Raw genomic sequence first — 20,596 nt, forward strand, 5'->3', positions numbered from 1 at the left:
GATCGAATCCCCGAAGCTGTCACAGCGATCCGGCATGGTAGCGCCGCCGGGCGGGACCGGGCTTTCCCACCAGTACGGAAGCTGTGCCGTGCGTCCGGTTTCAGGGGGTGGCGAGGGGCGGTTCACGCAGGCGGAAGCGTTGGATCTTGCCCGTCTGCGTCTTGGGCAGACGGTCCAGGAACGTGACGGCACGGGGATATTTATAGGGCGCGATGCGGGATTTCACGAAATCCTGCAGCTCCCGGACCAGCGCCGCATCCTGTGGCCGGCCGGGGACAGTGACCACGAACGCCTTCACCATGTTGCCCCGTTCCGGATCGGGAACGCCGATGACGGCGCATTCGGCCACGGCGGGATGGGCCAGCAGGGCCTGTTCCACCTCCGGCGCCGCGATATTATAGCCGGACGAGATGATCATGTCGTCGGCCCGCGCCACGAACCAGAAATACCCGTCCTCGTCCCGGCGATAGGTGTCGCCCGTGAGGTTCCAGCCATCGATCACATAGTTGCGCTGCCTGTCGTCTGCCAGATAGCGGCAGCCGGTGGGGCCGCGCACGGCCAGCCGCCCCGTGCCCGGTCCCTGGATTTCGCGCCCCTGCCCATCCAGCAACGTCGCGACATAGCCCGGCACGGCGCGCCCCGTGGCACCGGGGCGGATATCGGAACCTGCCGCCGAGATGAAAATATGCATCATCTCCGTGGCCCCGATCCCGTCCACGATGCGCAGACCCGTGGCATCGAACCAGGCGTCGGTGGTGGGCAATGGCAGCACCTCCCCCGCCGACACCGCCATACGCAGCGAAGAAACATCATAATCGGCCAGTTGCGTCAGCATGGCGCGATAACCGGTGGGAGAGGTGAAAACCATGGTGGCGCGGTGGCGCTGGATATCGGCGACCAGAGCCGACGGCGTCGCCTGATCCAGCAGGGCCGTCGCGGCGCGGAACCGGAGCGGGAAAGCCAGTACGGCCCCAAGGCCGAAGGTGAAGGCGATGGGCGGTGTGCCGATCAGGATATCGTCGGGCCGTGGTGCCAGGATGTGGCGCGCGAACCCGTCGCACATGGCCATCACGTCCCGGTGGAAATGCATGCAGGCCTTGGGCTGACCCGTGGTGCCCGACGTAAAGGCCAGCAGGCAGACATCATCCTGGCTAGTCTCCACCGCATCGAACTGGTCGGGCATGCCGGCCGACAGCGTTTCCAGTTCCGTGTCAGCGGCACCGAAACAGACGATGCGGCGCAGGCTGGGCCGTTCCGCCTGCACCGCCAGCAATTCGTCACGCAGACACGCGTCGCACAGGGCCAGCGTGATGGCGGCCTTGTCCACGATCTGACGCAGTTCGAAGGCGCGCAGCAGCGGCATGGTGGACACGGCCACCAGCCCCGCCTTGATCACGGCCAGCCACGCCGCCAGCATCATCGGGTTGTTGGGTGCGCGCAGCAGCACACGATTGCCCGGCACCGCCCCCATGTCCCGCACCAGCACATTGGCGATGCGGTTCACGCGGTCCGCCAGATCGGCATAGGTCCAGACAAGATCGCCGCAGAGGATGGCGGGGCGGGCGCCATGCCCTTCCGCCAGCGCCTTGTCCAGCAGTTCGACGGCGCAGTTAATTTTGTTCGGATACCGAAGTTCTGGCAGGTCGAACCGCAGGTCGGGCCATTGGTCGGCGGGTGGCAGGTTGTCGCGGGTGAAGCTGTCCAGATGGGCGGAAGGCAGAAGCGTGACTGACATGCGACCCCCAAGTTGCCGGATTTGATTATGTCTTGTCGATCACCCTCAGGACGGCCCGGACGGGCGCGGCATCGGCCGTTGCCAGCCGCAGCGGCAGGGCGATCAGTTCGAAAATCCCTTCAGGCACGGCGTCCAGCACCAGCCCTTCCAGGATGGCCATGCCGTGGCCGCGCACCGCCATATGGGCATCCATGGTCTTGGATGTCTGCGGATCCAGCGACGGGGCATCCACCCCGATCAGGCGCACCCCCTGCCCGGCCAGCCAGTCGATGGCATCGGCGTCCATGGCGGTGAAGGCGCTGTCCCACGCGTCATGCGGAAAACTTGCATAGGTGCGCAGCAGCAGGCGGCGCGTGTCGGCCGACACCCGGCCCGCCAGATGCGCCACCGCCACCCGGTCCAGGCCGGGCGGCATATGCAGCACCAGTGCCGGCCCCAGATAGATATCCAGATCCACGGCACCGATGGGCACGCCGGCTTCATCGTAATGAAGCGGTGCATCGGCGTGGGTGCCGGTATGGGTGGAAAGGGTCAGGCGGCTGACATTCACGGGACAGTCCGGTCCGATGGCCCAGACCCGGTCCTCGACATAATCGGTATCACCCGGCCAGACGGGAATGCCGGTGCGCAGGGGCTGGGTGATGTCGTACACCCGGCTCACAGCGCGGTCCTCAGGCTGAGCAGTTCGGGGAAGAAGCTGGTGTCCAGCGCCTTCACCAGATATTTGACGCCGCTGGTCCCGCCGGTGCCGGTGCGGTAGCCAATGATGCGTTCAACCGTCTTCATGTGGTTGAAGCGCCATTGCTGGAACCGTCCTTCCAGATCCACCAGCTTTTCCGCCAGTTCGTACAGGTCCCACCAGCGGGCCGTGTCGCGGTAGACGGCGCACCAAGCCGCCTCCACCGCCGGATGCGGGCGGTAGGGTTGGCTGAAATCGCGGTCCAGGCATTCGGGCGGCAGCGTGAAGCCGCGCCGGGCCAGCAGGCGCAGGCTTTCATCATAAAGCGAGGGTTCCGCCAGCGCCGTGGACAGCGCCGCAAAGGCCGGCGGGTCGGCGCGGTGGACCTGGATCATGGCCGCGTTCTTGTTGCCCAGCATGAATTCCAGCAGCCGGTACTGCCAGGACTGGAAGCCGCTGGATTGGCCCAGATGCGACCGGATGCGGGAATAGTCGGCCGGGGTCATGGTGGTCAGCACGTCCCAGCTCTGGATCAGCTGTCGCTGCACCTGCGCCACGCGCGAGATCATCTTGAAGGCGGGACCAAGCTCATCCTTGCGGATCTGATCGCGGGCCGCCTTCAGTTCGTGGATGCACAGCATCATCCAAAGCTCGCTGGCCTGATGGATGATGATGAACAGCAGTTCATCATGTTCCGGCGACAACGGGTGCTGTGATGCCAGCAGCGTTTCCAGGCCCAGATAACGGGCGTAAGAAATGTCGGGGCTGGCATGGAATGTGTCGCCGCCCGCCGTCATGCCCATCGGGCATCCCCTGCCTTGCTCGCTCATGTCACGGCTGCCTTGGTCTGGAAACGGTCCTGGCGGTATTCGCCGGTCCGCATGATGTCCGCCAGATGCGCCACTGCGTCCCACAGGTCGACATGGCGCAGGTAAAGCGGGGTGAAGCCGAAGCGCAGCGCGTCGGGCGCGCGGAAATCACCGATGACGCCGCGCGCGATCAGCGCCTGCATGATGGCGTAACCGTCGGAGTGCGACAGGCTGACATGGCTGCCGCGACGGTCGGCCTCGCGCGGGCTGATAAAACCGAAGCTGTCGCCGCACATCTGTTCCACCAGGGCGATGAACAGGTCGCCCAGGCGGCACGATTTCTCCCGGATGCGGCCCATATCGGCCCGCGCCATGATCGCCACCCCTTCCTCAAGCACCGACAGGGCCAGAACGGGCGGGGTGCCACACAGGTGACGGCGTATGCCATCGGCGGGGCGGTAGCGATCATCGAAATCGAACGGGGCCGCGTGACCCATCCAGCCGGACAGGGGCTGCGTCGCCGCCCCCTGATGGCGGCGCGCCACGAACAGAAAGGCCGGCGCACCGGGACCGCCATTCAGGTATTTGTAGCCGCAGCCGACCGCAAAATCCGCCCCGGCCGCGTTCAGGTCCACATCCAGGGCACCGGCGCTGTGCGACAGGTCCCAGAGGGTGAGCGCGCCGACGGCATGGGCGCGGGCCGTCAGGTCCGCCATGTCGTGCATCCGGCCCGTCTTATAATGGACCTGGGTCAAAAGCAGCAGCGCCACATCGTCCGTCAGCGCGGCCGGAATGTCCGCCGGTGCCGCCGTCCGCACCTCCACCGCGCCGCCCAGAAATTCCGCCAGGCCCTGCAGCATATAGAGGTCGGTGGGGAAATTGCCCGGTTCCGACAGGATGATCCGCCGGCCCGGCTGTAAACGCAGGGCGGCGGCGGCCAGCTTGAAAATGTTGACCGACGTGCTGTCGGCCACGATCACCTCATCCGGGGCGGCCCCGATCAGACCGGCGATGGCGCCGCCGACGCGGGACGGCAGATCGATCCAGCCGGCATCGTTCCAGGACCGGATCAGGCCACGCCCCCATTCCTGTTCGACGGCACGGGTCATGCGGGCCTTGGCCGCCTTGGGCAGAACGCCCAGCGAGTTGCCGTCCAGATACAGCACGTCCGGCGGCAGGTCGAATTCATCGCGGAACGGGGCCAGCGGATCGTCCCTGTCCAGGGTCTCCAGCATGGCGCGGGTGATGGTCATGGTCGCTCCCTTCTGATGGTTCCGATCATAACAAGGCTGGCGGCGAACATTGTCGGAAAGAGGCTTGCGTGATCCAAAAATTTCCGAACAATATTCCGGATAAATCACCATATCAGGAACGCATTCATGGACCGGACAGACCGCCGCCTGCTGTCGCTTGTGGAACGGGACGGCCGCGCCTCCTTCGCGGAGATCGCGGAGGAGGCAGGCATGTCAAAAACCGCCTGCTGGAACCGCCTGCAGGGGTTGGAGAAGGCGGGGCTGGTCAAGGGCTATGGCGCACGGCTGGACCGGGAAAAGCTGGGTTTTTCCATTACCGCCTTTGTCAGCGTCACCATCGACCTGGGGCGGCACGACGATTTTGAACAGGCGGTGGTGGGGGTACCGGCCGTTCTGGACTGCCACACCACGGCGGGGGAGTTCGATTATCTGCTGCGTGTGGTCGCCCGCGACGTGCAGGCCCTGGACGCGCTTTTACGCACGCAACTGGGTCGGCTGCCCGGCGTTCGATCCTTCTCCACCCGCATTTGCCTGAAGACCATCATGGAACAACGTCCCGTCATGGACGCATTTTAAAGAACGGTTACCCCCGTTGACAGCCGGATTTCAAGGGAATATTTTATATTTAAAATATCTGACGTCAAGCCATCGGTCAGACAGGAAAGGCGCATTCCCCATGAAGATTGCCTGCATCGGCGGCGGCCCGGCCGGCCTCTATTTCGCCATCCTGATGAAGAAGGCGGACCCCGCCCACGAGATCACGGTCTATGAGCGCAACCGCCCCTATGACACGTTCGGCTGGGGTGTGGTTTTTTCCGAGGAGACGCTGCGCAACCTGAAGGGCGGCGACGCCGAGAGCCAGCAGGCCATCATCGACAGTTTTGCCCATTGGGACGATATCGATGTGCATTTCAAGGGCCGTGTCCTCACTTCCTCCGGCCATGGTTTCTGCGGCATCGGCCGCCGGCACCTGCTGAACATCCTGCAAAGGCGCGCCAAGGATCTAGGCGTGAACCTGGCGTTCGAGACGGAGGTGGAGCCCGACCTGTCGCGCTTTGCCGATTGCGATCTGATCATCGCCGCCGATGGCCTGAATTCGAAAATCCGCACCCAGTTCGCTGGGCATTTCCAGCCATCCATCGACCGGCGGCGGAACAAGTTCGTCTGGCTGGGCACGAAAAAACGCTTCGACGCCTTCACCTTCATTTTCGAGCAGACGGAATGGGGCTGGTTTCAGGCCCATGCCTACCGTTTCGATAATGACACCTCCACCTTCATCATCGAGACGACGGAGGAGAACTGGCGCCGCGCGGGGCTGGACGGGGCCGGCACGGACGCGACCATCGCCTTCGGGGAAAGGCTGTTCGGCCGCTATCTGGATGGCAATCCGCTGCTGGCCAACAGCCGGCACCTGCGCGGGTCTGACTGGCTGAATTTCCCCCGTGTCACCTGCGACACCTGGGTCATGGACAATGTCGTGCTGATGGGCGACGCGGCCCATACGGCCCATTTCTCCATCGGGTCGGGCACCAAGCTGGCGCTGGAGGATGCCATCGCGCTGGCGGCCAAGATCAATGCCCGGCCCGGCGACCTGAAAACGGCGCTGGCGGAGTATGAGGCGGAGCGGCGGGTGGAGGTGCTGAAGATCCAGTCGGCCGCCCGCAACAGCACGGAATGGTTTGAGAATGTGGACCGTTACGCCCATCTGGAACCCGAACAGTTCGCCTATTCCCTGCTGACCCGCAGCCAGCGTATCGGGCATGAAAATCTGCGCCTGCGCGACCGGTCCTGGCTGGAAGGGTATGAACGCTGGTTCGCGGGCGATACCGGCGGCACCGCCCGCCCCACGCCACCCATGTTCACACCGTTCCGCATGCGCGGCCTCACGCTGGCCAACCGGGTCGTGGTCAGTCCGATGGCCATGTACAGCGCCACGGACGGCGTTCCGGGCGATTTCCATCTGGTCCATTATGGCAGCCGCGCCATGGGCGGGGCCGGGCTGGTCTTCACGGAAATGACCTGCGTTTCCGCCGATGCCCGGATCACGCCGGGCTGCACGGGCCTTTATGACGACACCCATGTCACGGCGTGGAAACGCATCACCGATTTTGTGCATGCCCAGTCGGAGGCAAAGATCTGTCTGCAATTGGGCCATGCGGGGCCGAAAGGATCGACCAAGTTGGGCTGGGAGGGCATGGACGCGCCGCTGGACAGCGGCAATTGGGACCTGCTGGCGCCTTCCCCCCTCGCGTGGAGCCGGGACAATTCCATGCCGCGCGCCATGACCCGCGCCGACATGAACCGGGTGCGCGACGATTTTGTCAACGCCACAAGGCGGGCGGTGGCGGCGGGGTTCGACATGCTGGAACTGCACGCGGCCCACGGCTATCTGCTGTCCGCCTTCATCTCCCCCCTGACCAACCGGCGGGAGGATAAATATGGCGGGCCGCTGGAAAACCGGCTGCGGTTCCCGTTGGAAGTGTTCGCGGCCATGCGCGCCGTGTGGCCGGCCGACAGGCCGATGTCGGTGCGCCTGTCCGCCACCGACTGGCACCCGAACGGGCTGACGCCCGACGATGCCGTGATCGTGGCGCGGGCCTTCCGCGATGCCGGCGCCGACCTGATCGACGTGTCGGCGGGCCAGACCTCAATCGAGGGCAAACCCGTTTATGGCCGGATGTTCCAGACACCGTTCAGCGACCGTATCCGCAACGAGGCGGGAATCGCCACCATGGCCGTGGGCAATGTCCTGGACCATGACCATGTGAATTCCATCCTGGCGGCGGGCCGCGCCGATCTGGTGGCGCTGGCCCGACCGCATCTGTCCGACCCCTACTTCACCCTGCATGCAGCGGCGGCGTTGGGCCATGATGCCCAGCCCTGGCCGAAGCAATATCTATCGGGCCGCGCACAATATCTGCGCAGCCGGCAGAATGCCGCCGATATGGCCATCGCGATCTGAAAGGACACCATCATGCTGGACGGACAAAAGGCGGTGGTGACCGGCGGCGGGCGCGGCATCGGTCTGGCCGTGGCACAGGTCCTGGCGGGCGCCGGGGCGTCGGTGTTTCTGGTGGGGCGCGACGTGGGCCGGCTTGAGCAGGCAGCCGCGTCCATCGGTGCCGCCGCACGCTGGGGTGCGGCCGACGTCACGGACGCGGCGGCGCTGGCAAATGTACTGGCGCAGGCGGGACCGGCCGACATCCTGATCAACAATGCCGGCGGGGTGGACAGCAAGCCCGTGAAGCGCCTGACGACGGAGGATATGCGGCGGTCGCTGGATCAGAACCTGATGGGCGCATTTCATGCCGGGCAGGTGCTGCTGCCCGGCATGGTGGAACGCGGATATGGGCGCATCGTCAATATCGCCAGCACGGCGGGGCAGAAGGGCTATGCCTATGCCGCCCATTACTGTGCGTCCAAGCACGCCCTGATCGGGCTGACACGGGCCATGGCGGTGGAACTGGCGCGCACGGGCGTGACCGTCAACGCCGTCTGCCCCGGCTATGTCGCCACCGACCTGCTGGAAAGCTCGCTGGACAATATCCAGGCCAAGACCGGCCTGTCGCGGGAGGATGCGCTGGCCGGCATCCTGACCGGTAACCCACAGGGCCGCCCGGTGCAGGCGCAGGAGGTGGCCGCCGCCGTGCTGTGGCTGTGCAGCCCCGGTTCCGGCGCCGTCACGGGACAGTCCATCGGCATTTCCGGCGGGGAGGTGACATGAGCGACACAACATTCTTCGACCATGAAACGGCAACCCCCACCGATGCGCATCGCGACCTGCGGCTGTGGCTGCGTCTGCTGACGTTGACCAACCTGATGGAGACGGAAATCCGCAACGGGCTGCGGCTGGCCTTCGACACCACCCTGCCCCGGTTCGACCTGCTGGCCGCCCTGCACAAGGCCGGCACGCCACTGACCATGGGGGAATTGTCGCGTCGACTGATGGTGTCGAATGGCAATGTCACCGGGCTTGCCGAACGGCTGCAGGAAGAGGGGCTGGTGGAACGCACCCGCCCGCCGGGCGACAAGCGGACACAGTATGTCACCCTGACCCCGGCCGGCTGCCGGACGTTCGAAACCATGGCCGCCCGGCATGAACAATGGGTGGCCGCCGCCTTCGCCGACCTGAGCGATGCCGACGCGGCCCAGTTGATGGCGTTGCTGGGCAAGGCCAAGGCATCCGCCCGGCGCCACATCACCACACAGCCAGGGGAAACAAGCCCATGACGGACACGGCTTTCCTGCGCCTGCCCTTTTTCGAGCCGCGTCATGCGGCCCTGGCCGCACGCCTGGATGAATGGGCGGCGGCCCATCTGCCCGGCCTGATCGATCACCATGACGTAGATGGAAGCTGCCGCGCCCTGGTGGCGGCCCTGGGTCGCGATGGCTGGCTGGATATCGCCGTCCGACTGGACGGGCGTTTTGACGTGCGCTCCCTCTGCCTGGTGCGCGAAACGCTGGGCCGGCACGAGGGGCTGGCCGATTTTGCCTTCGCCATGCAGGGGCTGGGCACGGGCAGCATCGCCCTGTTCGGTACGGACGAACAGAAACGCGCTTTCCTGCCCACCATCCGGGCAGGCGAGAAGATTGCCGCCTTCGCCCTGTCGGAGACCGGTGCCGGGTCCGACGTGGCTGCCATGGAAACCCGTGCCGACCCTGCCCCCGGCGGCTATGTCCTGACCGGGGAAAAGACCTGGATCAGCAATGGCGGCATTGCCGGCCAGTATGTGGTCTTCGCCCGCACCGGCGCCGGAACCAGGGGGATTTCCGCCTTTGTCGTGCCGGCGGATGCGGCGGGGCTGGAGATTGCGGAACGGATCGACGTAATTGCCCCGCACCCGCTGGCCACGCTGCGTTTCACGGATTGTTTCATGCCGGAGGCCAACCGGCTGGGCCGTGAGGGTGAGGGGTTCAAGATCGCCATGGCCACGCTGGACGTGTTCCGGCCCAGCGTGGGCGCGGCGGCCCTGGGTTTCGCCCGCCGTGCCATGGATGAGGCGGCGCGCCATGCCCTTGGCCGCCGCATGTTCGGCGCCACACTGGCCGACCTGCAATTGACCCAGGCACATCTGGCGGAAATGGCGCTGGATATCGACAGCGGCGCCCTGCTGGTCTACCGCGCCGCCTGGGCCAAGGACCGGCCCGACCTGTCAGGTGTGGATCGCATCACCTATGAGGCGGCGATGGGCAAATGGCAGGCCACCGACGGCGCGCAGCGCGTCATCGACAAGGCCGTGCAGATGTTCGGCGGCCTGGGCGTGAAAAAGGGCGTGAAGGTCGAGGAACTGTACCGCGAAATCCGGGCGCTGCGCATCTATGAGGGCGCATCGGAGGTGCAGAAGGTGATCATCGCCCGTCAGGTGCTGGCGCGTTATCAGAATGCGAACAAGGTGTGACCATGAACGGTGATTTCTCCATTCTCCAGCCCCCCGGCTGGGTCAAGCCCAAGGGCTATGCTAACGGCATCCGGGCGCGCGGCGATCTTGTCGTGACGGGCGGGCAGATCGGCTGGAACGGTGATTGCGTGTTCGAAACGCATGACTTCCTGGGCCAGATACGTCAGGCCTTGGCCAATGTCGTGGCCGTGGTGCGGGAGGCCGGGGGCGGACCGGAACATATCGTGCGCCTGAACTGGTATGTCACCGACATCGACGCCTACCGCGCCTGCCTGAAGGATCTGGGGCCGGTCTATCGCGACGTGATGGGGCGCAACTTCCCCGCCATGACCCTGGTGCAGGTGGCTGGGCTGGTGGAGCGTGAGGCGCTGGTGGAGATTGAGGGCACGGCCGTCGTGCCCTGCTGACCCTGTCAATTCCGGGAGGACAACATGCAAACCGCCACGCATTTCAGGCTGGAGATCAAGGACAATCTGGCCTTCGTCACGCTGAACCGGCCGGACCGCAAAAACCCGCTGACCTTTGAGAGCTATGCCGAACTGCGGGATTTCTTCCGGGGGCTGGTCTATCGACCAGACGAGGTGCAGGCCGTCATCATCAGCGGGGCCGGGGGCAATTTCTGCTCCGGCGGCGACGTGTTCGAGATCATCGAGCCGTTGACGAAGATGGACATGAAGGGGCTGCTGACCTTCACCCGCATGACAGGCGATCTGGTGAAGGCCATTCGTGCCTGCCCGCAGCCCGTGATCGCCGCCGTGGACGGCATCTGCGTCGGGGCCGGGGCCATCATCGCCATGGCATCCGACCTGCGCTTCGCCACGCCGGCGGCGAAGTGCGCCTTCCTGTTCACGCGGGTCGGGCTGGCCGGATGCGACATGGGGGCCTGCGCCATCCTGCCCCGTCTCATCGGCCAGGGGCGGGCGGCGGAACTGCTCTATTCCGGCCGCTCGATGACGGCGCAGGAGGGACGCGACTGGGGCTTCTGGAATGAACTGGTGGAAGCCGAAACGCTGCCGGCACGGGCCGAGGAACATGCACGGCAACTGATGGCCGGCCCGCGTTTCGCCCATATGATGACCAAGACCATGCTGAACCAGGAATGGTCCATGTCGGTGGATCAGGCCATCGAGGCGGAAGCGCAGGCCCAGGCCATCTGCATGCAGACCGAGGATTTTCGCCGCGCCTTCAACGCCTTCGCAGCCCGGACAAAGCCGGACTTCGTGGGGCGGTAAGCACGACAGCCGGTCGGTTTCAAACGCGGCCCCAATTGCTCTTCATCAACCCCCTGCATTCAAAAAAAGTGGTACGACGAAGGGCCTTATGCGTGCAAGGTTCCGTTCAGTTCCGGGGGTTCAGACGACCCGTCCCCGGCAGCGTCATCGCCACCACGGCCACGATGACACAGACCAGACCAACCCAGGCCGTGGGCGACAGGCTCTCTCCCAGGAACAGCAACCCCAGCCCCACACCGATGGGCACGCGCAGATAGGCCTGCGCCGTGGTGCCGATGGAACCCAGTGTCTGCATCAACCGGAAATAGATGGTGAAGGCGATGGCGGTGGAAAAGACCGACAGGCAGAGCAGAGCACCGATCGACGGCATGGATGGCGTCAGGGTCCAGGGCCGGTCCACCACAAGACTGACGGGCAGAAGCAGCACCGCCCCGCACAGCATGGACCCCGCCGCCGGCTGCATCGGGTGCAAGCCCTTGAAATTCTTCCCATAGATGGCAGCCCCGGCATAAGAGATGGTGGCCGCCACGATGGCCAGTTGGGCCAGCAACTGCGTGCCCAGCCCGTCCAGCGCTTCCACCCCGATGATCAGGCAGATGCCGACCATGCCCGCCACCACGCCGCACAGCTTGCGCCAGGTCACCGGCTCATGCCGGGTGATCAACGCCGTCAGCAGGAAGGTGAAGATCGGCGTCGTGGAATTCAGGATCGCGGTCAACCCCGCATCGATGGACTGTTCCCCCCAGGCCACCAGGGTGAAGGGCACGGCCGAGTTCATCACGGCCTGAAACATGAACTGGCGCCAGACCTTGGGATCGCGCGGCATGCCGATACCACGCCAGCGCATCACGGCCAGCAGGATGGACCCGGCGATCATGGTGCGCACGGCGATCAGCGTCACCGGCGGTATAGTCTCCACCCCGATCTTGATGAAAGTGTAGGACGATCCCCACAGCGTGGCCAGAACCAGCAGGAGCAGCAATTCCTTGATCAACAGCGGCCTGTCGCCCATCACCCAGCCCATCCGGCATTTCCCAGCGGCATTCTGAATAGCAGAGGGGGCATGGTGATGGCCGCCGCGTTGACACCATGCCCGGCATGCGCCATCGCCCTACGACAGAACTGAACCGAAAAGCGGGCTGATCGGCAGTTTTCAGGTCATCCTGGTCGATCCTGTTTCGCGCGCATCATCATTTCAGCCGGCATCGACATTGCCACCGCAGAGCGGGATCAGGATACGGCGCCCGCCCCACGCGGCGGGATCGGACAGCAGGGCCGCCAGACCGGCGGCACCTGCCGGTTCCACCACCAGATGCAGATGGCTGCGCAACAGATCCATGGCGCGCAGGATGGCCGCATCGGGCACCAGGATCGTCCCGTCCAGAACGCGGCGCAGACTGTCTACGGCATAGGGTACCGCTACGCGGACCGCGATTCCGTCGGCGATGGTGTCCGCCGTCTCCCGCCCCGTCACGGGCAGGCCCCGCACGGCATGGGCCATCACCGGCGCCCCGGCCGCCGCAACGGCCAGCATGCGGGCACCGGGGGCCGCCTGCTTCACCCAGGTGCCGATACCCGACGCCAGCGCCCCGTTGCCAAGCGGGGCCAGCACCATGTCGATGTCAGGCACAGTCTCCATCGCCTCCAGCGCGATGGTGCCTGCCCCCTCGGCGATCAGCACCTCATCACCGTCGACAACCAGCCGGTGGCCCTCCCGGTCGGCGAAACAGATTGCCTCCTGTTTCGCTGCATCAAAATCGGCACCGTGCAGGCGGACATCGGCGCCCAGGTCACGCATGGCCTGGAGCTTTTTCCGCACGGCATTTTCAGCGGCGAACACCGTCAGGCGGCGACCATGGCGACGGGCGGCCCAGGCCAGCCCCTGGCCGAAATTGCCCGCCGACCCGCACACCAGCGGCCTGTCATCATCGCCCAGGGCAGCCATGAAGTTGCAGGCGCCGCGTGCCTTGAAGCTGCGGATGGGATTGGCGGTTTCATCCTTGAACCACAGTTCGGCACCGAACAGCCGGTCAAGCACAGCGGATTGTCTGATCGGGGAGCCGCGAAACGCCGGATCGATCCGATCAAGGGCGGCCTTAACGCCGCCGGGTTCTGGATATCGCATGCAGGGGATTTTACGGCGCGGTTGCGCATCATTCCGGCAAAGTTGAGCTGTTTGGCGCTTTTCTCCTGCATTTGATGCTGTCATCCTGCCATCATCATGCGCATAGCCGATCTTGACCCGTTCGACCGAAAATTGCTGGCCCTGGTGCAGAAGGATGCCGACCAGACAGCAGATATGCTGGCCGAGAAAGTCGGGCTGTCGGCGTCCGCCGTGTCGCGCCGGCTGAAACGGCTGAAGGCTGAGGGGGTGATCACCGCCACCGTCGCCGTGGTCGATCCCGCAAAGGTGGGGAAGCCCACCTTTTTCATCACGGGCCTGGAGATCGAGCGTGAACGGCCGGAAATGCTGGCCAGCCTGCGCCGATGGCTGGCGGCGGAGGATCAGGTGCAGGAGGTTTTCTACGTGACGGGCGGCACCGACTTCATCCTGATCATCGCCGCCCCTGATGTGGAAGCCTATGACGCGCTGATGGGCCGGTTGATGGCGGATAATGCCACGGTCCGCCGCTTCACAACCAATGTGGCTCTGGGCATTTCCAAGCGCGGGCTGTCGGTGCCGATCCCGACGGACATTCAGGATTGATCAGGCTGTGATGTCGATCCGGGGGATGGATGCGGCAAAGGCCGATACAGCCCCGCCCGACGGTGCAAACGCCTCCGCCATGGCACGGTCACCTTCGGCCATGTCCTGTTCGGCGCGTTCCATCTCGGCCTTGGTGCCGGCCGATCCGTCCTTGCGGGCAAGGTTCTTCATCTGCTGATGGATGGACCGCAACTGGTCCATCATGTTGCGGATTTCCCCCTCGTACTGCGCATCGCCGGCACGGGCGGCACCCGCCTGGATGATGGCATCGCGGCGGGCCTGGAGATCGTCATTGGCGGTGGCGCCGGACGCCTCTTCCTCCGCCTTCTGATCCTTGCCAGGGGATACGCCAGGGGGAACAGCGGCGGCCCCCGGGGTGGCGGTCTGCTCTGCCGCGACGGCCTGTTCCGCCTGCGCGGGGGTCTGGTCGGAACCGGGCTGATTGGCGGTCTGGCTGGCCTGCTGGGCAACGCTCTGCGCTTCGGCACTGGCCGTGGCGGCTTCGCCCGAAGCGGCAGCCTGCGCACCATTTTGCGCGCCATCCGATGAACTTGCCTTCGTGTCGGCACCACCGCCGGTATAATCCTTGGCGGATTCACCCAATTCCTTGGCCACCGAGGCGGCTTCCTTGGCGATGCGGGCGGCGGCCTTCTTGTCGCCGCTGGCGGCGGCAAGCTGGGCCTGCAGCTTCAGCATTTTCAGCTTCTGCTTGGCCTCCTCCTTCTTGCGGGCGGCTGCTTCCTTGGCATCCTCACCACCGCTGGCCAGCTTGTTGACCAGCGTATCGGTATCCTTCTTTTGCGCGTCCAGGCGGGCGCGCGTATCCGGGTCGATGAAATCCTGGATACCCTTGGACGTGGTGCTGGACCCGGTCGCCGCATTCTTTTGCAGCCCCTGCCAGATATCCTGCGCCTTGGATTGGAATTGCCGTGAGGAAACGGCAAACACACCACTGGCCGACCCCAGAACCGACACCATGACACACCCCATGTCTGCTGTCAGGTCGAAGGCGCCCCTCCTTCAGCCCGAATGAATCAAATTTTATTCATTCGAGCCGGTTTACGCAACCATGATTCAGTACCTGCGACAAGATTTGCGCGGTAAAGGCCGCATCTATACGGTTTCCTTGGCTTTTTCCGCAGCATTTTCGTCGGGCTTCTTTTCATCGCCCCAGAAAACGAGGAATGCGATCAGACCGACGGCGACCGCCATGAACAAGCCCGGCGCCCGCAAGAGCAACGGCACCAGGGTGCTGACGGCCATATTGACCATTTCCGCCGCCTTGTCCTTTTCGCGCCGCTTCTGTTCCGCGCGGTGCCAGTGGGCCATCAGGCCCAGGATGATGGGAATGGGCAGCAGGACGACACCAGCCACCGCCAGCAGGGCGGGGCCGGTGCCGATCCAGGTTTTCAGCCAGACGACGGAACCCGCAAGAGCCAGTGCAAAACCGACCAGACCCAGGAAGGCCATGACGGCATAAAGGATGCCGTCACGCCCAACCTGCCGGGCGGCCGTGCCGATGTCGCGGGTAAGCAGCGGCATCAGCAGCGGGACAAGCCGGTCCAGCATCGCGGCTTAACGCCGGCACAGCAGCGCGATGGCAAAGCCTGCCGCGACCGCGACGCCCAGCGATTGCATCGGCCGGTCGCGGACATGGGTTTCAACCTTGCCTTCCAGGCCCTTCAGTTCTTCGCGCAGGTTCTGGATGGCGGTGACGGACGCATCCTTCACATTGGATGCCATCTCACCCACGCGGGCCTTGTAGCCGTCGGCCTTGTCGGACCCGGCCGCGGCGACGGTGGAGGCAAGCGCCGCCAGATCATTGCGCAGTTGCTTCAGTTGCGCTTCAAAATCCGTCACGCCAGCTTCGGCGGTGTCCTTAACGGAAGCCATTGGTTCCTCCTTCTACTTGAGGTCGTTGCACCCTTCTAGAACGCCGCCGCGCCGTAAAGGTTCCAACCCTTCGTGGAGAAAAGCGTCAACCGCAGGCCTGCTGTGCCACCAGGGCCCGTTCCCGTTGCCGGTCATCCAGCAGGGCCAGCATCCAGATCACGAAACCACCCAGCGCCAGTGCCGACCCGACCCATCCGGTCGATGCCCAGCCGTGCCCCCCGGCGATGGCCAGCCCGCCCAGCCAGGGACCCAGGGCGTTGGCAAAGTTGAAAGCGCTGTGGTTGAGCGCCGCCGCCAGCGTCTGGGCGTCGCGCGCCACATCCATCAACCGGGTCTGCAAGGCCGTGCCCAGCCCGCCACCGCAGCCGATCATGAACACGGTGACCATGACCGACCAGAGATCGTTGACCGCGAAGGTGAACAGGGCCAGCGACAGCGCACTCCACAACAGGATGCCGCCGACCGACGGCATCAGGGCGCGGTCGGCAGCCCAGGCGCCGGCCAGATTGCCCACCGTCAGCCCGACACCGAACACGGCCAGCGCCAGGGGCACCGTTGCCGGTGCCACCCCCGTCACCTCCATCATGGTGGAGGCAAGGTAGGTATAGACGCAGAACATGCCGCCGAAACCGATGGCCCCGATGCCCAGCGTCAGCCAGACCTGCCGCTGGCCCAGCGCGCTCAGTTCCCGCAGGGGGCTGGCCCCTGGCACCGGCCGGTCCTTCGGCGCGTAAAGGGCCAGAAGGATGACCGTTGTCACGCCCAGCGCACCGACCAGGGCAAACCCCCAGCGCCAGCCCACCACCTGCCCGATGGCATTGGCCAAGGGTACGCCGATGATGGTGGCGATGGTCAGGCCCAGCATGACGCGGGCCACGGCCTGCGCCCGCCGGTTGACGGGAACCAGACCCGACGCGACCAGCGCCGCCACCCCGAAATAGGCCCCGTGCGGCAGACCCGACAGGAACCGGAAGGCCAGCATCGCCTGATAGCTGGGGGCCAGGGCCGACGCCGTATTGGCCAGCGCGAACACCACCATCAGACCGATCAGCAGGCTTCGCCGCGACAGCTTCGCCGCCAGAACGGCGATGACGGGCGCGCCGACGACCACACCCAGCGCATAGGCGCTGATCACATGGCCGGCCGTCGGCTCGTCAATGCCCAGGTCGGGGGCGAAGAAGGGCAGAAGGCTCATCACCGCGAATTCGGTGGTGCCGATGGCGAACCCGCCCATGGCAAGCGCAAACAGCACAAGGCCGGGGCGGACAACGGGGGCGGACATGGGGCTCTCTTCCGGGCAACGGACCGGCGCATCGCGCCGCACAATCTGCCTTTATGTGAACATCCAGTGGCTTGGGTGACAACGTTGCCCCACGTTATCGCAGTGCAGCATAAATTGCATGGCTAAGGGAATGGTTGGCTCAGCCCCCGCTTTGCCGTGCGTAATCTCGGGGCGGACAGCCCAGCACACGTTTGAAGGCGGTGCTGAAGGCGCTTTCCGATTGATACCCCACCGACAGCGCAATGGCGGATACGCTCTCCCGCCCCGACAGCAACCGGTCACCGGCCAGCAGCATGCGCCAGCGCGCCACATATTCCATCGGGGCGGCTCCCACCATTTCCTTGAAACGCTGGGCAAAGCTGGACCGTGACATGCCGGCATGGCGGGCCAATGCCGGCAAGGTCCAGGGATGGGCGGGATCGGCATGGATGGCACCGATGGCCGCCCCCAGATGCCGGTCAGACAGCGCAAACAGCCACCCCACCCCGGCCCCCCGCAGCCCGTCCAGATGCAGGCGCAATGCCTGGACCAGCATCATATGGGCCAGATGCCGCACGATCAGGAAGACGCCGGGCCGATCCTCCCGCAGTTCCAGCATCATCCGTTCCATCGCCCAGCGCAGGCCGGAACGATCGCCGGCATCGCGCAGATGGATCAATGGCGGCAGCAGCGACAGCAACAGCCCTGCGTGCCGCCCTTCCAGGGCGAAGCGGCTGCTGACGCAGAAGAACTCATCACCGGTACCCACCTGCGCCACTCCGCCCCGCCGGGCGTCGGAAAACACTTCCTGCGCCGGCAAAGGCGGGACATCGGGGCTGCTGGCCATACGGAAGGGCCGCCCCGCCGGCAGCAGGAAACAATCGCCGGGTTCAAGCGGGATCGGCCCCGCCTCTCCTTCCACCCAGAGCAGACAGCGTCCCCGGACGATGGCGCCGGTCTTGATATTGTCCTGCTGGTTCGGGAACTGCACCGCCCAATCCCCACCCGCCGCAAACCCGGCCGACAGGAGGTTGCGGGGTTTCAGCAGGGACAGGATGTCGGACAGCGGGTCCATGGCATTTCCGGACGATCACGAAGAAACTATGGATTTCATAGCATGGATCGTCCGGGCCGACAGCGTCATCCTGCATGCACGGGTCCTGCAACAGGGCCCCACCCTATATAAAGGTGTTCCATGCATATCTTTGTCACCGGCGCCACCGGCTTCGTCGGCAGCGCCATCGTCACAGAACTGATCAGCGCCGGGCACCGGGTCACCGGTCTGGTGCGCAGCGATCTGGCCGCCGATGCCCTGACCCGCCAGGGTGCCGCCGCCCACCGGGGCGATCTGACCGACCTGGATAGCCTTTGCCGGGGAGCAGAGAATGCCGACGGTGTCATCCACACCGCCTTCAACCATGATTTCTCAACCTATCGCGACAATTGCGAGATGGACCGGCGTATCATCGCGGCGCTGGGGTCGGCGCTGGCGGGCAGCGACCGGCCCCTTCTGGTCACCTCTGGCATCGGCATCCTGCCGCAAAGCAAGGTGTTGACGGAGGATGTGGCACCCACCACGGGTGCCCATGCCCACCCCCGCGCCGCATCGGAACAGGCGGCGGTGGCACTGCTGGACCAGGGGATCAATGCCGGCATCGTCCGCCTGCCGCCCAGCGTCCACGGGGTCGGCGACCATGGGTTCGTGCCCACCCTGATCGATCTGGCCCGGCGTACTGGGGTCGTGGCCCATGTCGGGGATGGCAGCAACCGCTGGCCCGCCCTTCACCGGCTGGATGCCGCACGGCTCTATCGTCTGGCGCTGGAAAGGGCGCGGCCCGGTGCCCGCTGGCACGGGGTGGCGGATGAAGGGATACCGTTCCGCGACATCACCGCCATCATCGCCCGCCACCTGAACCTGCCACAGGTTTCAACCGACGGCCCCGCCGCCGCCGCGCATTTCGGCTGGATGGCCGGCTTCGCCGCCATGGACGTGCCGGCCAGCGCCGAGAAAACCCGTGCCGAACTGGGATGGGAGCCTGTGGAACTGGGCCTGCTGGCCGACCTGGACAGCGATGCCTATTTCCCGGCGGGTTGAACCGCCTTGTCCCACGTCGCCACCTTGGCGCGCGTCTGCGACAGCAGGCCGTCCAGGGTGGCCCGGTCCTGCACCTGCCCGCGCAGAATGACGGCATGGATGGCGCGGGTGGCGGCGATATCCTCCAGCGGATTGCCGTTCAGCAGCACAAGGTCAGCCGCCTTGCCCACCGTGACCGAGCCATACCGATCCAACTTGCCGAACCAGGCGGGACCCGCACGGGTGACACTGGCCAGCGCCTGCGCCGGGGTCAGACCATAGCGGACATAGAGCGACAACTCATCATGCAGGCCGATGCCGGGATAGTTGAAGGAATTCAGAAACCCGGCATCGGTGCCGCCGATGATGGTCACACCCGCCTGTTGCAGCAGGGGCAGAACGGATGCCGTCACCTCAAACTGTTCATGGCGGGCCTTAACCTGTTCCGGTGTGGCCTGGGCCGCGCGCTGCACCCGCCATTCATAGGTCTTGCGCAGGCCGGGGCCGATATAGGCCAGATAATCATCCTTGGCATGATCTTCCCGGTCCAGATAGGCGATGATGCGCGACCCGTTCAGGGTCGGCGTCACGAACACGCCCCTTTCCGCAAGATGCCGGAAACCCTGCTGGGCATAGGCCGGGTCGTAACCCTGATCCAGACGGCGCGAGGCCTCCGCCCGGTCGATACGGCCGGCGGCATAATCCGCGGCGATGGCGGATTCGTCCTTCACCCCGGCATTCAGCGCATAATCCAGATGTTCAACGGAACTCAGCCCCGCCTCCACCGCCTGCCCCAGTGTCAGGGCCATGGGAATATGGCCGGAGGTGTTGAAGCCGGCGGCACGGGCCCGCTTCACGGCATACAGGAACAGTTCCGGCTTCAGGGTGCTGTCGGTGATCTTGACAAAATCGACCTTCAAATCCTTCAGTTTGGCGATGGCCTGATCCACCTCCGCCTCGCTGCCGGTTTCCAGAGTGCCCTTCCAGACAGGCTTGATGCCTTCGATCTTGGGGCCGGATGACAGAAGGTTCGGGCCGAACAGCGTGCCCTCGGCAATCTGCTGCCGCCAGGCCAGCACGTCATAGGGGAGGTCTCCCGAACAATCCCGCACGGTCGTGATGCCATAGGCGACATAGAGGGGCAGCAGCGCCTGATTCTCGGCGATCAGGTCCGGCCCGCCACCAAAATGCACATGCATGTCCCAAAGGCCGGGGATGAGATAGCGGTTGCCGGCATCCAGGCTGCGCGTGGTGTTCCACGTTTCCGCGATCTCCGCATCCGGCCCGACCGCCAGGATCTTATCACCGGCCGTCACCACCGCCTGATCGGGGATCAGCCGTTCCGTTTCCACATCCACGATGGTGGCATGGCGGATGACCAGATCGGCACTGCCCTTCCCCGTTGCGGGTGCGGAGGGCGTCAGGACCAGTGTGGTCAACAGGGCGGCGAGCAGTTTTTTCATGGGTGGAACTCCGGCACTGGGGCACGCCCACCCTATGCGCGTGACGGATCATGCGCAAATTGGATATATGGGTAATTATTATCCATATCTT

At 65.2% G+C, this 20,596-nt stretch carries 21 protein-coding genes; 9 read left to right on the forward strand and 12 right to left on the reverse strand.

Features of this window, described 5'->3' with window-relative positions; genetic code table 11:
• Positions 1-100 precede the first annotated feature (100 nt).
• Genes KBA48_RS15470 through kynU form a run of 4 tightly spaced genes read right to left on the reverse strand, consistent with a single transcriptional unit; the run spans position 101 to position 4,476 of the window.
• A complete protein-coding gene (locus KBA48_RS15470; RefSeq protein WP_292907919.1) occupies positions 101-1,735 on the reverse strand; it encodes an AMP-binding protein in 1,635 nt (544 codons plus the stop codon).
• Between the two features lie 25 nt (positions 1,736-1,760).
• Positions 1,761-2,396 carry an arylformamidase gene (gene kynB, locus KBA48_RS15475; protein WP_292907920.1) on the reverse strand — a complete coding sequence of 212 codons (636 nt, stop codon included), beginning with the start codon at positions 2,394-2,396 and terminating at the stop codon, positions 1,761-1,763.
• The gene (gene kynA / locus KBA48_RS15480; RefSeq protein WP_292907922.1) at positions 2,393-3,244 is read right to left on the reverse strand and encodes a tryptophan 2,3-dioxygenase; all 852 of its coding nucleotides are present in this window, start codon (positions 3,242-3,244) and stop codon (positions 2,393-2,395) included. The genes kynB and kynA overlap by 4 nt, the downstream gene beginning before the upstream one ends.
• The gene (gene kynU / locus KBA48_RS15485) at positions 3,241-4,476 is read right to left on the reverse strand and encodes a kynureninase (protein ID WP_292907924.1); all 1,236 of its coding nucleotides are present in this window, start codon (positions 4,474-4,476) and stop codon (positions 3,241-3,243) included. Before kynU ends, kynA begins: the two co-directional genes overlap by 4 nt.
• A 126-nt stretch (positions 4,477-4,602) precedes the next feature.
• Between kynU and KBA48_RS15490 the strand changes: the two genes are divergently transcribed.
• The 7 genes from KBA48_RS15490 to KBA48_RS15520 all read left to right on the forward strand — a co-directional run bounded on the left by KBA48_RS15490 (position 4,603) and on the right by KBA48_RS15520 (position 11,107).
• On the forward strand, positions 4,603-5,052 hold the full coding sequence (locus KBA48_RS15490) for an Lrp/AsnC family transcriptional regulator (RefSeq protein ID WP_292907926.1): 450 nt from the start codon (positions 4,603-4,605) through the stop codon (positions 5,050-5,052).
• A gap of 100 nt (positions 5,053-5,152) precedes the next feature.
• Positions 5,153-7,438 (forward strand): bifunctional salicylyl-CoA 5-hydroxylase/oxidoreductase, encoded by a 2,286-nt coding sequence (locus tag KBA48_RS15495; RefSeq protein WP_292907928.1) that lies wholly within the window; start codon positions 5,153-5,155, stop codon positions 7,436-7,438.
• Between the two features lie 12 nt (positions 7,439-7,450).
• Positions 7,451-8,200 carry an SDR family NAD(P)-dependent oxidoreductase gene (locus KBA48_RS15500; RefSeq protein ID WP_292907930.1) on the forward strand — a complete coding sequence of 250 codons (750 nt, stop codon included), beginning with the start codon at positions 7,451-7,453 and terminating at the stop codon, positions 8,198-8,200.
• On the forward strand, positions 8,197-8,706 hold the full coding sequence (locus KBA48_RS15505; protein WP_292907932.1) for a MarR family winged helix-turn-helix transcriptional regulator: 510 nt from the start codon (positions 8,197-8,199) through the stop codon (positions 8,704-8,706). Before KBA48_RS15500 ends, KBA48_RS15505 begins: the two co-directional genes overlap by 4 nt.
• Complete coding sequence (locus KBA48_RS15510; RefSeq protein ID WP_292907934.1) at positions 8,703-9,875, forward strand: acyl-CoA dehydrogenase family protein; 1,173 nt, start codon at positions 8,703-8,705, stop codon at positions 9,873-9,875. The genes KBA48_RS15505 and KBA48_RS15510 overlap by 4 nt, the downstream gene beginning before the upstream one ends.
• Before the next feature lie 2 nt (positions 9,876-9,877).
• Positions 9,878-10,282, forward strand: a complete 405-nt coding sequence (locus KBA48_RS15515; RefSeq protein ID WP_292907936.1) for a RidA family protein — start codon at positions 9,878-9,880, stop codon at positions 10,280-10,282.
• Between the two features lie 24 nt (positions 10,283-10,306).
• The gene (locus KBA48_RS15520) at positions 10,307-11,107 is read left to right on the forward strand and encodes an enoyl-CoA hydratase family protein (protein WP_292907938.1); all 801 of its coding nucleotides are present in this window, start codon (positions 10,307-10,309) and stop codon (positions 11,105-11,107) included.
• 106 nt (positions 11,108-11,213) lie between these two features.
• Here KBA48_RS15520 and KBA48_RS15525 read toward each other — a convergent pair whose 3' ends face one another.
• The gene (locus tag KBA48_RS15525; protein WP_292907940.1) at positions 11,214-12,131 is read right to left on the reverse strand and encodes an EamA family transporter; all 918 of its coding nucleotides are present in this window, start codon (positions 12,129-12,131) and stop codon (positions 11,214-11,216) included.
• A 171-nt stretch (positions 12,132-12,302) separates the two neighbouring features.
• Positions 12,303-13,232, reverse strand: a complete 930-nt coding sequence (locus tag KBA48_RS15530; RefSeq protein ID WP_292907942.1) for a threonine/serine dehydratase — start codon at positions 13,230-13,232, stop codon at positions 12,303-12,305.
• Positions 13,233-13,328: 96 nt separating this feature from the next.
• Here KBA48_RS15530 and KBA48_RS15535 point away from each other — a divergent pair, with 96 nt between their 5' ends.
• On the forward strand, positions 13,329-13,814 hold the full coding sequence (locus KBA48_RS15535; protein ID WP_292907944.1) for an Lrp/AsnC family transcriptional regulator: 486 nt from the start codon (positions 13,329-13,331) through the stop codon (positions 13,812-13,814).
• On the opposite strand, the gene KBA48_RS15540 is transcribed toward KBA48_RS15535, so the two are convergent.
• From KBA48_RS15540 to KBA48_RS15560, 5 genes are all read right to left on the reverse strand, one after another.
• On the reverse strand, positions 13,815-14,792 hold the full coding sequence (locus KBA48_RS15540) for a hypothetical protein (RefSeq protein ID WP_292907946.1): 978 nt from the start codon (positions 14,790-14,792) through the stop codon (positions 13,815-13,817).
• Positions 14,793-14,927: 135 nt separating this feature from the next.
• On the reverse strand, positions 14,928-15,383 hold the full coding sequence (locus tag KBA48_RS15545; protein WP_292907948.1) for a hypothetical protein: 456 nt from the start codon (positions 15,381-15,383) through the stop codon (positions 14,928-14,930).
• Between the two features lie 6 nt (positions 15,384-15,389).
• Positions 15,390-15,707, reverse strand: coding sequence for a hypothetical protein (locus tag KBA48_RS15550; protein WP_292907950.1), 318 nt, complete (start codon positions 15,705-15,707; stop codon positions 15,390-15,392).
• An 85-nt stretch (positions 15,708-15,792) separates the two neighbouring features.
• Positions 15,793-16,989: an MFS transporter gene (locus KBA48_RS15555; RefSeq protein WP_292907952.1), complete on the reverse strand. Its 1,197-nt coding sequence runs from the start codon at positions 16,987-16,989 to the stop codon at positions 15,793-15,795.
• A gap of 139 nt (positions 16,990-17,128) precedes the next feature.
• Positions 17,129-18,043: an AraC family transcriptional regulator gene (locus KBA48_RS15560; protein ID WP_292907954.1), complete on the reverse strand. Its 915-nt coding sequence runs from the start codon at positions 18,041-18,043 to the stop codon at positions 17,129-17,131.
• A gap of 120 nt (positions 18,044-18,163) precedes the next feature.
• Between KBA48_RS15560 and KBA48_RS15565 the strand changes: the two genes are divergently transcribed.
• Entirely contained in the window at positions 18,164-19,063 is a 900-nt protein-coding gene (locus KBA48_RS15565; protein WP_292907956.1) for an SDR family oxidoreductase, read from the forward strand.
• On the opposite strand, the gene KBA48_RS15570 is transcribed toward KBA48_RS15565, so the two are convergent.
• Positions 19,045-20,505 carry an amidohydrolase family protein gene (locus KBA48_RS15570; RefSeq protein ID WP_292907958.1) on the reverse strand — a complete coding sequence of 487 codons (1,461 nt, stop codon included), beginning with the start codon at positions 20,503-20,505 and terminating at the stop codon, positions 19,045-19,047. The two genes, KBA48_RS15565 and KBA48_RS15570, sit on opposite strands and share 19 nt — an antisense overlap.
• Positions 20,506-20,596: the final 91 nt, after the last annotated feature.

It is taken from the genome of Niveispirillum sp. (genome assembly GCF_017996735.1).
GTDB lineage: Bacteria > Pseudomonadota > Alphaproteobacteria > Azospirillales > Azospirillaceae > Niveispirillum.